The following is a 12,110-nucleotide window of genomic DNA, read 5'->3' on the forward strand; positions in this document are numbered from 1 at the left end:
CGCCCGGCCCGCCGGGCGGGTCGGACGGCAGGCCGCGGTGCCGCTGCTCGCCGCCGGCCTGCTGCTGGCCGGGCCGGTGCTCTCCGGGTGCACCGCCGACTCCGCGGTCCGCCCCGCCGCCGCGCCCGCGACCGGGCCCTCCTCCGCCCCGGCCACCGCGCCGCCCCCGCAGCCGCCGCCCCGGCTCACCAAGGAACAGGTGTCCTCGGCCGTCACCGGCATCGACGGCTATGTGCAGAACGCCATGGCCACCACCGGCGTCCCGGGCGTGGCCGTCGCGATCGTCCACCAGGACCAGGTCGTGTACGCGAAGGGCTTCGGCCTCCGCCAGCTCGGCCGGCCCGAGCCCGTCGACACCGCCACCGTCTTCCAGCTCGCCTCGGTCTCCAAGCCGATCGCCTCGACCGTCGTCGCGGGCGTGGTCGGCCAGAAGGCGGTGACGTGGGACGACCCGGTCACCGCCCACGACCCCGGCTTCGCACTCGCCGACCCCTGGGTGGGCACCCACGTGACCATCGCCGACCTCTTCTCCCACCGCAGCGGCCTGCCCGACCACGCCGGCGATCTCCTCGAGGACCTCGGCTACCAGCGCGACTACATCCTGCAGCACCTGCGCGACCAGCCCCTCGCACCGTTCCGCGCCAGCTACGCGTACACCAACTACGGCCTCACCCAGGCCGCCGTGGCCGTCGCCAAGGCCAAGGGGGTCGCCTGGGAGAACCTCGCCGCCGACACCCTCTACACGCCCCTCGGCATGACCTCCACCAGCTCCCTGCGCTCCGCCTACGACAGCGCCGCCAACAGGGCGACGCCGCATGTGCACACCGACGCCGGCTGGCAGGTCAGCGCCACCCAGAACCCCGACCCGCAGTCCCCCGCCGGCGGCGTGACCTCCAACGTCCAGGACCTCACCCGGTGGATGCGTCTGCAGCTCGCCGACGGCACCTTCGAGGGCCGGGCCCTCATCGACGCCACGGCCCTGAACCAGACCCGGACGCCGCAGATCGTGTCCAACCCGCCGATGGCGCCCGCCGGCAACGCCGGCTTCTACGGCCTCGGCTGGAACGTCAGCCACGACACCCGCGGCCGCCTGCGCCTCAACCACTCCGGCGCCTTCGAGCTCGGGTCCGCCACCGTCGTCACCCTGCTGCCGTCCGAGCAGCTCGGCATCGTCGTCCTCACCAACGGCCAGCCGATCGGCGTGGCCGAGGCCATCGCCGAGGAGTTCTTCGACCTCGCCGAGGAGGGCCACGAGACCGTCGACTGGCTCGCCTTCATGGGCAAGGTCGTCCCCGCCGCCGCCCAGTCCGGCGTCTCCCCGACCGACTACGGCAAGCCCCCGGCCGGCGCCGCCCCCGCCAAGTCGGACGCGGCCTACGTGGGAACGTACACCAACGGCTACTACGGGCCGCTGACCGTCACCACCCGGAACGGCGGCCTGGTGATGACCCTCGGGCCGGGCGACCTGCAGTTCCCGCTCCAGCACTACGCCGGCGACACCTTCAGCTTCCGGACCCGCGGCGAGAACGCCGTCGGCCTCTCCGGCGTCACCTTCACCGTGGGCGCGGACGGGAAGGCCACCACCGTGGTCGTCGAACAGCTCGACCACGACGGCCTCGGCACCTTCATCCGCAGCTCCTCCGGCTGACCCGCCCCCTGCCCCGGCCGATGCACCGGCGCGCCGGAAACCCGCTTGACCGGCGGTGCAGGATGGAGCACGTGATCACCCGGGAACGCGCCGTCGAACTCGTCGAAGCGCTGCTCGAAGAACAGCGTCCGACCTGGGACTGGGCCAGGCTCATCCCCGCCTTCGCCGTCCACGCCGTCGAGGAACACGAGGTCGGCTGGCTCGTCCACTGGACCACCGCCGAGGGCGCCCGCGACCCCCGGCTGCGCGGGATGATCCACGGCGGCCCCTACCTCGTCGACCGCCACGACGGCAGCATCCACTATGTCCCCGGCATCGACTGGCACGACGACTGGCCGGAGCGCTACCTCCGGCAGGTCAAGGGCGTCAGGACCCCCGACCCGCTGGCCGAGGCCGTCCGCGACCTCGCCCGCACCACCGGCACCGCCGTCGCCATGCGGCACCTGCGCAAACACGCCCCACGCATGAGCCTCCAGCAGGCCAGGACCTATGTGTCGATCGTCAGGGACGGCGAGGATCCGCCGGAGGAACTCGCCCACCTCACCCGGGAGCCCGGCCCGTGGGGGCCACCGGGCGACATCGAGACGTTCACCGGCCCGGCCGACGACCCGAGGGGCACCGCCGCCGAAGGGTCTTGAGCCGGGGGCGGCACCGGGGGGATGCTTCAGCCCGTGGGGAGCGACGGGTACGAGGGCGCACGGACGGCGATCGAGGACGAGCTGCGGCACGCCCTCTCGCGACCACTGGACCGGCTGCTCGCCACCGAGCGGTCGCTGCTCGTCCCGGCGGCGCGGACGTGGGACCTCCCCGAGGGCGACCGGACGGCCCTGACCGAGTGGGGCCTGCCACCCCTGCCGCACTTCACGCCCGGGCCGCGGTACGGAACGGAACCCGACCTGGTGCCGAACGTGGCGGGCCCGCGCGAGCGCCGTCTGGTCCGGGACGGCCGTATGCTCCACCACCTGGGATTCTGGGGACCCGACGAGGACGGCCTCGCCGTCGGCGTGGTGCCCGGCGACGGCCGTGTCCTGGGCCTGCTCCCCGCGCCCGTCACCGCCGACGACGTCCCCGACGCCCTCCGGCCGTACTGCGCGGACCTCGACGAACCGGCGGTCTCCCTCTTCAGCTCCTCGGTCGCCCGGTACGTCGAGACCGCCTGGCGCTGGCACGCGGCGATCAGGATCCTCCGGACGGCCGAGGCACCCGCGGACACGGCCCCGGAGGTGGAGCACCTCCGCCACCACGAGCGGCTGCGCGGCGGCGTGGAGCTCGTGGTGGACGCCGCCCGACGCCTCGACCCCGCGGTGGCGGGCGACGACCCCCGGTCGGTCTGGATCGAACTGATCCGCGAGAACTCCGCCTGATGGTGAGGATGCTCATGAGCACCTCCCGGCGGGTCCACTCCTCCAGGTACGCCCACCACCCGCTCACCGGTTCACCATCCGCCACCTCGACGCACGCGTCACGCACCCGAACCTACGCCCGCCCCGCAACGGACGGCCCACGGGGCCGGCCGCGGCGCTCCCGCCCGCGCGCGGACCAGGAGGGTGCCTGGCGTGCCCGGCTCCGGGGCGGGCAGCACCCGGGCGTCGATCTCGGTGAACCCGTGGCGCTTGAGGAGGTCGGCCCACTGCTCGGCGGTGTACTGCCAGCGGCGCACGGTGAGCTCCGTCTCCCGGCCCTCCAGCCACTTCCCGCCCATCCGCTGCGCCCCGTACGTCCCGGCCTCCGGCTCGCGGTGGGAGAACGCGAAGACGCCGTCGGCGGCGAGACGCCGACGGACCCGGGGGAACAGCTCCTCCGGGTCGGTGAACCAGGCGGCGCCCCAGGTGGAGTAGACGGCGTCGAACTCCCGCTCCTCCCGGTCGAGGAACGCACCGGCCTCCGCGTGGACGAACTCCAGGTTCGGCAGGTCGGTCCAGAAGCCGCGCGCACGGGCCACCTGCACGACCGAGAAGTCGACGCCGACCACGCCGACGCCGGAACGGGCGAGGAACGCGGCGTTCTCCCCCTCGGCCGGCCCGAGGTCGAGCACCCTTCTCGGCGCGCCGAGGATCTCCGCTCCCGGGCCGACACCGGGAACGCCCGTCCAGGAGAAACGGTCGGCCGGAGGGCGCTCCTGCGGGCCCTCGCCCCTGTGCGGCCGGTACCTGTCCCAGTACTCGGGGGCGGACATGGGCGGGGAGGCGCTGAACATGAGGGCCCTCCAGGGGCGGCGGATCGGTGCCGGATCGAAGTCGGCGCCAACCTAACGCCCGTCCACCCCGGTGCGGGCGGATTCACCCGATTTGGGCCCGAATGATTTCGGGGCCCGGAGGCACGCGGCGTACGTGTCCCCGGGCCCCACCAGGTGCTCGCGGGAGGTCAGTGGCAGTCGGAACCCGGGTAGCACGGCCCGCACTTGGCGTAGTCCGCCTCCCACAGCTTCCAGTCCACCTCGAACCCGTTGTCCGCGATGATCTGCGCCGTACGCTCGACCGAGCCGTCGTACTTGAACTCGATCGCCGGGATGTGCTCCAGGAAGCGGCCGCCGAAGTGCTCGGCGCAGAACTCCCGGTAGTTCCTGGTGTCGAGGATGAAGACGTGGACGGCGATGTCGACGATCCGGCCGCAGCAGAGCTCCAGCCGCTGGCCCCACTTCTCCATCGCCGTGATCAGGTAGGAGACGGCCGCGCCCAGCATTCGGGTCGCCATCACTTCGTCGAAGGGGTGGTCGCGCATCAGCAGCGCGATCTCGCGGTCCCACACCTCGGGCTTCACGAAGTCCCGCGGATCCCGGGGCCGGACGGCGTCCTCGGCCCCCGGCCCGGTCGGCATGACGGTCACGGTGGTGCTCCTCCCGATGATGTCGAGTGGTGCGAACGACGCCTCCCCGAATGGCCGGAGAGGGGTCGGGAAGCGGCCGGCGACGACGGCGGGAAGTGCCGGCGCCGCCGTACGACCGCACCGATGACGCTAGGGAGCACGACGATCCGGGACAAGGCGCAGCGGGCGCGGACGCGAGGAGCGTGCGAGGCACGAGCGGGTTGAAAGGCCGGGCCGGGGCGCACACGCTCCGTCCGGGGCACGACCCGGCAGCCACCGCGTTCGCATACCGGACGATCAGTCAGATCCTGCTGCCGCGGGAGCAGTTGTCGTGTTCACCGGCGCCGCCGGGGGTGGCAGACAGGTGGTGGTCGGGGTCGGGCCGGGTGTGGGGGTGACGGTGACGCAAGGGTTGGGGTAGCGCGGGCCGGACAGGGAGATCCGGCTGATCCGGTAGGGGGCCTGGCCGTACCAGCCGTGGAAGCGGACGGTCACCTCGCGGACGTCGCCGACCGCGACACTCGCGTGCAGGGCGCTCCCGTCCGGCCCGTTGGCCCAGAGGGAGACCTCGCCGGTGCCCGTGCCGGTGCCGGAGACGCCGACGAAGGAGTAGGCACCGGACACGTAGGCCGAGAAGTCGTAGGTGGCGCCGGAGACGACCTGGACCTTCTGGGAGCAGCCGGCGTGGTCGTAGGCGCCCGGGCGGCCCTCGACGGTCCGGCCGAGCTGGGTGACGTCGCCGTCGCAGGTCCAGCTGCCGGCCAGCGGGGCCTGGAAGTCGCCGTTCCTGACCCATTCCACGGGCCGGGGCTGGGCGGCCGCGCTCGCCGCGGAGCCGCCGGTGGCGAGCGCGGCGGTGCCGGCGAGGACGAGGGCGCTGAGGGTGCCGACGGCGGCGCCGAACGGGCCGAGGCCGGGGGTGTGGTGGCGCGGGGCTGAACGCATGGCGTCTCCGATGCGGATGCGGCGAGGAGGAACGGACTTTGACGAATCATCAGGGAATGTAGGTGCGCATGCAGCTGGGGGTCGCCGAGGGGGGTGCGGAGCCGCTGCTGGGCTCGCCGCAGGGGCTCGGGGGGACGCCGGGGCCGTTGAAGGACATCCACCGCACGTCGTAGGGCCCCTGCTCGTACCAGCCGTGGAAGTACACGGTCAGCTGGGTGGTGTCCGGTCCGGTGGTGACCTTGAGGGTCAGGCCGTTCCAGTCGGTCTGGTTCGACCAGGTGGCGACGGACTCGGCGCCCGTGCCGGTGACGCCGACGAAGGCGTACGGGCCGCGCACCGAGGCGGACAGCGTGTAGGTGGAGTTCGGCAGGACCCGGACCTTCTGGGTGCAGCCCGCGTAGCTGTCGGCGGTCGGCCGGCCCGACATGTAGTGCTCGTGCGGGATGTGGCTGCGCGAGGTGTTCGGCTCGCAGTTCCAGATCCACGGGTACGAGTTGAAGCCCCCGTTGACGATCAGTTCGACGTCGGGCAGGGCCGCCGTCGCCGAGGTGGCCGCCAGACCGAGGGTGGATCCGGTCAGGGCGAGTACGGCGGCGGCGAGGCCGAGGGGCAGGCCGCGGCGGCCGCGGCGACGGGTGGGGCGGGTGGAACGTGTGGGTGCACGCATGCCGTCTCCGGGTGGGGAGTGTCGATCGGGCAGCGGTGCGAGGGAGTGGCCACACCCTGGCGGATGGCGCCCGTCGCCGTCAAGGGGACGGACGGCCCCGCGGCGGGCACCCGTCGGCCGCCCCCGTACGCCGCCACCCACCACTCCCGCGTTCCCGCCACCCGGCGCGGGCGGGCGTCGCCATGGGTAGAAAAGGGATGTTCGTGAGCAGCACCCTCCCCCGTGCACCCCTCCCCGAGCGTCCACGCGGAGGACGGTCTCGCCATCCTCGCCTCCCCCGGTGAGCACCAGGTCTGGTCACTCGGACGTACCGCACCCGCCCGGGTGGTCCTCTCCGACACCTACCTCACCCGCAACCTGGTCTCCGCGCAGGCCGCCGAGCGCCCCTACTGGGTGCTCGCCGTCGCCGCCGACCGCGTGGTCCTGTGGAGCGGTGACCCCGAGCGCGTCACCGAGGAGACCGCCCAGGGCTTCCCCATGGCCCGCACCTTCGAGAACCCCGACCCCGAGCGGCGCGAGCAGATCGGCGACACGCCGAGCACCTTCCGCGACGAGGAGACCAAGACCTTCCTCCGCGAGGCCGACACCCGGATCGGCACCCTGCTGGGCGCCGACCCCCGCCCGCTCTACGTGGTCGGCGAGGCCGCGGCGCTCGCCCTGCTCGGCACCGCCGGGCCCCTCACCCGTACCGGAGGTGCCGCTCCGGTCAGGAGATCGCGCGCAGCCGGGCGGGGCCGTCGGGGCGGAGCCGGTCGAGCGCCTGTGTCGTCTCCTCGTCCGCCGGCAGCAGGACGACCAACTGCTGGGCTTCGGAGGAGAGTTCGAGGGTCTCGCGAAGCAGTCGCAGCTCGCCGGCCGACGGGTGGGCGATGCGCAGGACGCCGCGTCGCGGGACGGTGTGACGGTTCAGGCGGGCGGTGAACTCCGGGCCGGCGACGGGCGCGAGCTCAGTGGTGAACCATTCGGCGTTCTCGACGGAGGGCCCGATCCAGATGTCGAAGGCCTGCTCGTCCGCGACGTCGTCCCAGTCGGCGAAGAACGCCCGGGCCCCGGGGTGGGTGAAGACGTAGCGGGTGAGGTTCGGGGCGTCCGTGTCGAGCAGTCCGCCGGCGCCCATCACCGTCGCGAAGGCGCCGGTGTGGGCGAGGACGTCACCGAGCCGGTTGGTCACCATCGCGATGCCCGGTTCGAGCAGGCGCAGCGTCCGCAGGACGCTCTCCCGGACCTCGCGACGCGGGGGTTCTGGCCGGGTACGGCCGGCGCACTCCCCGCCGGTGATCTTCGCGAGGTAGCGCAGGTGATTGCGTTCCGGGACGTCGAGGCTGAGCGCGTCGGCGAGCGCGTTCACGATCGGCACCGAAGGGTTGCGGTCCCGGCCCTGCTCGATGCGGGTCAGGTACTCGACGCTGATGCCGGCCCGGGCGGCGAGGTCCAGGCGCCGCAGGCCCGGTGAGCGGCGTCGGCCGCGGTCGGGCAGTCCCAGCGACTGCGGCTGGACGCTGTCGCGCTTGGCACGGATGAAGTCCCCCAGTGGCGTACCCATGCCGTCGAGCATAGGACGCGGCCCGTCGGTCGCGGAGGGCTCAGCGTGGCCCTGCGGGGGCCAGCCTGAGCACGGTCTGGCTACCGCCGGCGCGCGGGCCGAAGGTGGTGGCCATGGAGAACACGCACAAGCTGCTGATCATCGTCGGGAGCGTCCGGGAGGGACGGTTCGGCCCGGTGGTGGCCTCGTGGGTCGCCGAACAGGCCCGCGAGCACGGGGGGTTCGCGGTGGAGACCGTCGACCTCGCCGACATCGACCTCCCGCTGGCGCTGCCCGCCGCGCCGCCGAAGTTCGCCGGCGACGGCTACCCCCGCCCGGCGGGCATGGCGCCGCTGACCGAGGCCCTGGAGGGCGCGGACGCGATCCTGGTGGTCACGCCGGAGTACAACCACAGCTACCCGGCCTCCCTGAAGGCCGCCATCGACTGGCACTTCACCCAGTGGACGGCCAAGCCGGTGGCCTTCGTCAGCTACGGCGGCGCGGCCGGCGGGCGGCACGCGGTGCTGCACCTGGAGAACGTGCTGACCGAGCTCCACGCGGTGACGATCCGCGACGGACTGGCGTTCCCGAACTACTTCACCGCCTGGCGGGACGGCCTGCCGCTCGACCCCGAGGCGCCCGGGTACGCCAAGGCCCTGCTCGACCAACTGGCCTGGTGGGCGGGCGCGCTGCGCACCGCACGCGAGGCCGCCCCCTACCCGGCGTGAGGAGCACGGCCATGGAGTACGTACCGCTCGGGGGCACCGAGCTGACCGTCAGCCGCGTCGCGCTCGGCTGCATGGGCTTCGGGGACCCGGCGCACGGCGTCAACCCGTGGGCCCTGGACGAGGAGGCGGCGGCGCCGATGTTCCGGCGGGCCGTGGAGCTGGGCATCACCCTGTGGGACACCGCCGACGTGTACGCCGGCGGCACCTCGGAGGAGATCGTGGGACGTGCCGTCCGCGCGTACACCCGGCGCGAGGACGTCGTCATCGCCACCAAGGTCGGGCTGCCGGTGCACGACGGCCCCGGGGGCTCCGGGCTGTCCCGCACGGCGGTCCACGCCCAGGTCGACGCCTCGCTCAGGCGCCTCGGCACCGACTACATCGACCTCTACCAGATCCACCGTTTCGACCCCGGCACCCCGGTCGAGGAGACGATGGAGGCGCTGGACGAGGTGGTGACGGCCGGGAAGGTCCGCCACATCGGCGCCTCGTCCATGTGGGCCTGGCAGTTCGCCAAGATGCAGCACACCGCCGCGCGGGACGGCCGCCGGGCGTTCGTGTCGATGCAGAACCAGTACAGCCTGGTCCAGCGCGAGGACGAGCGGGAGATGTTCCCCCTGCTCGCCGACCAGGGCGTCTCCAGCCTGCCGTGGTGCCCGCTCGCCAAGGGCCGTCTGGCCCGCCCCCACGGGCGGGTGACCGGGCGGTCGGCGAGCGACCCGATCGGGCAGCGGTTCTTCGGTGACGTCGACCGCCCGATCGTCGACGCCGTCCAGGGGATCGCGGAGCGGCGCGGCATCCCCATGGCCCGGGTCGCCCTCGCCTGGGTCCTGGGCAACCCGGCCGTCGCCGCTCCGATCATCGGCGCCACCGACCCGGCCCATCTGGACGACGCGGCCGCCGCCCTGGCCGTCCGCCTCGACGAGGACGAGGTCGCGGCGTTGGAGGGCCCGTACACGCCCCGCCGGCCCACGGGGTTCTGAGCGGCCACCGGGCGCCCGTCCGCCCGCGGGAGCCGCCGGACGCCGAACGGCGGGGCCCCCGAGGGAGCCCCGCCGTCATGCCGTCGGCGTGCCGGTCACCGGCCGCCGTCGGAGGTCACTCCTGGCCGGCGGCCGCCTTGCGACGACGCATCACCAGCACGGCACCGGCGCCGATCAGCAGGGCGCCGGCGAGCGCGGCACCGCCCACACTCGCACCGGTGCTGGCCAGGCTGGAGCCCGGGGCGTCGGCGGAGGGCGACGGGCTCGGCGCACCGTCGGCCGGGCTGGAGACGCCGGCCGACGGGCTCTGGGACGACGTGGCCGAGGCACTCGGCGACGCGGACCCGGACGTGCTCGGCGTGACCGAGGCACTGGGCGAGGCCGAGCCGCTCGGCGTGACCGAGGTGCTCGGGGAGGTCGAGGTGCTCGGGGTGGCCGAGGTGCTCGGGGTGGCCGAGGTGCTCGGCGTGGGGGTGCCGCTCGGCGTGGCCGACGGCGTACCGCTGGGCACGACCGCGGGGCAGGTGTGCGACAGGTTGAACAGCTCCAGCTCGCCGCCGCGGACCTGGGCCACCGCCGAGGTCAGCTTCGCACCCGGCGCCGAGGCCACGTACGCGTGCTTGTCGGTCGGCGGGCCGAAGGTGGTCAGGACCTGCTGGCCGCCCGGCTCGAAGGTGACCGTGAGCTTGACGAAGTGCGCGTCGTTGCCCGGCAGGACGAAGTGCCAGCCGTCCTTGCCCGCGGGGATCCCGGGGCAGTTCTCGGCGCCCTGCTGCGGCGCGCCGCCGTCGGCGGTGGTCGCGGTGCGCGGCAGCTTCTGCCGCAGCTGCACGGTGTACGAGTCGTCGGCCGCCGCGAACGCCGGGCCGACGGCCGGGGCGGCTATCAACCCCGTGGCCGCCACCACGGCGGCCGCACGGAGGGAGAGGGAACGGAGCATGGGCTACCAACTCACATGTCAGGTGGAAGTGGACTGACGGGCTCCCCCGGAGAGCCCGACGGCCGCTCAGGGTTCTACGCGTCACCCCTGCCGGTCAAGTCCCTTGACGAAGCATGTGCACCACTCGTCACCGAATGCCGGATTCATCCTGGAACAACGATCCTGCGAACGGGCACCGGCGGCGACGACGGCCCGGCCGCGCGGGTGGCGCCGGACCGGGATCGGATCAGCGGATGCCCGCGGTCGTGAGCCGCTCCAGGATCGCCCGCAGCCACGGGCTGCGGACGGCCGGCTGCCGGGCCAGGGCGTAGCGGAACTCGACCCCGTCGATGCGGAGCGGGTGGTCGGCGCGCTGAGCGGGTACGTCGTCGCGCAGGACCCAGTCGGGGATGCCGCCCGAGGTGGGGACGGGCAGATCCGGCTCGGGGAAGGCCATCCACAGCCACACCCCGACGGGCAGGGGCACCAGGTGCGGGGGGTCGGACGTCCCGGCGGGGGCCCAGGGTTCGCCGGTCTGCGGATGGGTCGGTACGAGGAGGATGTCCGCTCCCCCGTCGGGGGCGGGCCGTCCGGGTCCGGCCAGGACCGCACGTCGCGCCGGCGGACCCGTGGGCAGCAGCCCGTCGAGGGCGTGTTGGAACACCTCCGTGACCAGACCGTCCGGGACCGTCACCGGCCGCCCCTCCGAGGCCACCAGCAGATGCGCGAGGGCCAGGCCGGCCGCGGCCACCCACTGCGGGCTCCACGACCATTCGCCCGTCCCCGCCGGTGAGCCCCAGGTGGCGATCGGCTCGACAGGAGGTGTGCCCTTCCGCTGCGCCATCAGGTCCGCCCAGGTCAGCGGTGCGGTGTCGGCGTCGGCAGAGCCGGTGGGGAGCCGGCGTACGGCGTCCGGGGCGAGCCATGTCGCCTGCCAGCGCGAACAGTCGTCGATCCGGGTCGCCACCGGCAGGCCGCAGGACGCGCAGGCCGTGTTGGGGCCGTCACCCCCGTCGAGGCCGCAGCAGGCGCCGCCACGCCTCCCCGGGATCAGCAGGGTGCCGCGGGTATCCCCGGGGGCGACGACGATCCCACCGGACGTGCCGTAGGACAGGGCGTGGACCGGCGCGTGGAAACCGCGGGCGGCCGCCTCGTCGGGAGGGATCTCCTCCCACCTCCGCCACGGCGGCCCCCAGGGCTCCGGGTCCACGGCGAACGTGCCCGGTTCCATCAGCACGGGCAACTGGAGCCCGTTCCCGAAGGCCTGCCGGGCGTGGAGCGGCAGGGCGACCGGGGACAGCGGGGTGGTCAGTTCGGCACCGCACCCCGCGCACACGAAAACGAACAACTACCCTCCGTCCGGGAAACGGAGGCATCATCGCAGCTCGGCGGGGGCCGGCCCAAGTGGGTTTCCGGGCGGGGGTCTCAGCCCCGGCGGCGGCGCACCTTCCGCTGCGGCAGGCTGCCGGCGCTCCAGTAGCCGTCGAGGACGCGCAGCAGTCCCTCCGGGTCGCGCATCACCTCGGCGATCCGGTCGCCGTAGGCGTCCGCGAGCGGGTCGCGGTCGACCGTGTGCCGCTCGGCGGCGGTGAAGGAGGAGGAGTACGCGTGGCAGGCGGGGCACCACAGGTAGTTGATCATCGAGGGGCGACTCCGGCCGGTTTCCTCGTGGTGGTAGGAGCGCAGGCCCGCGTGGCCGCAGACCGGGCAGGTGCGCTCGGTCACCGGCAGGTCGAGCTGGTCGCGGAGCGTCGCGCGGTGGTTCTCGTCGTATGGCCGGGCCATCGGACCGGTTGTCCTCTCGGTGGTACGGGCAGGGCGGTTGGCTGGGTGGTCGGTACGGGTGGGCGGTGGAACGGACGGGCCGGCCGCGACGGGTGCCTCCCGCCGCGGCCG

The 12,110-nt window shown here is 73.9% G+C and carries 13 protein-coding genes and 1 pseudogene; 6 read left to right on the forward strand and 8 right to left on the reverse strand.

Annotated features, from left to right (window positions below):
- The 3 genes from ACWEQL_RS23690 to ACWEQL_RS23700 form a co-directional block, all read left to right on the forward strand.
- Positions 1 to 1,648: serine hydrolase (locus ACWEQL_RS23690; RefSeq protein WP_452152295.1), on the forward strand; the 1,648-nt coding region annotated here is incomplete at its 5' end.
- Positions 1,649 to 1,719: 71 nt separating this feature from the next.
- Entirely contained in the window at positions 1,720 to 2,286 is a 567-nt protein-coding gene (locus tag ACWEQL_RS23695) for a YrhB domain-containing protein (RefSeq protein WP_452152296.1), read from the forward strand.
- Positions 2,287 to 2,319: 33 nt separating this feature from the next.
- Positions 2,320 to 3,012: an SUKH-4 family immunity protein gene (locus tag ACWEQL_RS23700; RefSeq protein ID WP_452152297.1), complete on the forward strand. Its 693-nt coding sequence runs from the start codon at positions 2,320 to 2,322 to the stop codon at positions 3,010 to 3,012.
- 98 nt (positions 3,013 to 3,110) lie between these two features.
- On the opposite strand, the gene ACWEQL_RS23705 is transcribed toward ACWEQL_RS23700, so the two are convergent.
- The 4 genes from ACWEQL_RS23705 to ACWEQL_RS23720 form a co-directional block, all read right to left on the reverse strand.
- Positions 3,111 to 3,845, reverse strand: a complete 735-nt coding sequence (locus ACWEQL_RS23705; protein WP_452152298.1) for a class I SAM-dependent methyltransferase — start codon at positions 3,843 to 3,845, stop codon at positions 3,111 to 3,113.
- 167 nt (positions 3,846 to 4,012) lie between these two features.
- The gene (locus tag ACWEQL_RS23710) at positions 4,013 to 4,465 is read right to left on the reverse strand and encodes a glycine-rich domain-containing protein (protein ID WP_452152318.1); all 453 of its coding nucleotides are present in this window, start codon (positions 4,463 to 4,465) and stop codon (positions 4,013 to 4,015) included.
- A gap of 285 nt (positions 4,466 to 4,750) precedes the next feature.
- Positions 4,751 to 5,398 carry a hypothetical protein gene (locus ACWEQL_RS23715; RefSeq protein ID WP_452152299.1) on the reverse strand — a complete coding sequence of 216 codons (648 nt, stop codon included), beginning with the start codon at positions 5,396 to 5,398 and terminating at the stop codon, positions 4,751 to 4,753.
- 49 nt (positions 5,399 to 5,447) lie between these two features.
- Positions 5,448 to 6,065 (reverse strand): carbohydrate binding domain-containing protein, encoded by a 618-nt coding sequence (locus ACWEQL_RS23720; protein ID WP_452152300.1) that lies wholly within the window; start codon positions 6,063 to 6,065, stop codon positions 5,448 to 5,450.
- Between the two features lie 243 nt (positions 6,066 to 6,308).
- Between ACWEQL_RS23720 and ACWEQL_RS23725 the strand changes: the two are divergent.
- Positions 6,309 to 6,747, forward strand: a pseudogene (locus ACWEQL_RS23725) (baeRF3 domain-containing protein); the annotation flags it as partial.
- Between the two features lie 24 nt (positions 6,748 to 6,771).
- Here ACWEQL_RS23725 and ACWEQL_RS23730 read toward each other — a convergent pair.
- On the reverse strand, positions 6,772 to 7,608 hold the full coding sequence (locus tag ACWEQL_RS23730; RefSeq protein WP_452152301.1) for a helix-turn-helix domain-containing protein: 837 nt from the start codon (positions 7,606 to 7,608) through the stop codon (positions 6,772 to 6,774).
- A 113-nt stretch (positions 7,609 to 7,721) separates the two neighbouring features.
- Here ACWEQL_RS23730 and ACWEQL_RS23735 point away from each other — a divergent pair, with 113 nt between their 5' ends.
- Complete coding sequence (locus ACWEQL_RS23735) at positions 7,722 to 8,315, forward strand: NADPH-dependent FMN reductase (RefSeq protein WP_452152302.1); 594 nt, start codon at positions 7,722 to 7,724, stop codon at positions 8,313 to 8,315.
- A gap of 11 nt (positions 8,316 to 8,326) precedes the next feature.
- Positions 8,327 to 9,295: an aldo/keto reductase gene (locus tag ACWEQL_RS23740; protein WP_452152303.1), complete on the forward strand. Its 969-nt coding sequence runs from the start codon at positions 8,327 to 8,329 to the stop codon at positions 9,293 to 9,295.
- 115 nt (positions 9,296 to 9,410) lie between these two features.
- On the opposite strand, the gene ACWEQL_RS23745 is transcribed toward ACWEQL_RS23740, so the two are convergent.
- The 3 genes from ACWEQL_RS23745 to ACWEQL_RS23755 all read right to left on the reverse strand — a co-directional run bounded on the left by ACWEQL_RS23745 (position 9,411) and on the right by ACWEQL_RS23755 (position 11,999).
- Positions 9,411 to 10,235: an LPXTG cell wall anchor domain-containing protein gene (locus tag ACWEQL_RS23745; RefSeq protein ID WP_452152304.1), complete on the reverse strand. Its 825-nt coding sequence runs from the start codon at positions 10,233 to 10,235 to the stop codon at positions 9,411 to 9,413.
- Between the two features lie 226 nt (positions 10,236 to 10,461).
- Complete coding sequence (locus ACWEQL_RS23750) at positions 10,462 to 11,562, reverse strand: hypothetical protein (RefSeq protein WP_452152305.1); 1,101 nt, start codon at positions 11,560 to 11,562, stop codon at positions 10,462 to 10,464.
- A gap of 77 nt (positions 11,563 to 11,639) precedes the next feature.
- Positions 11,640 to 11,999, reverse strand: a complete 360-nt coding sequence (locus ACWEQL_RS23755; RefSeq protein WP_452152306.1) for a hypothetical protein — start codon at positions 11,997 to 11,999, stop codon at positions 11,640 to 11,642.
- Positions 12,000 to 12,110 lie beyond the last annotated feature (111 nt).

The sequence above is a fragment of the Kitasatospora sp. NPDC004240 genome, assembly GCF_053603215.1.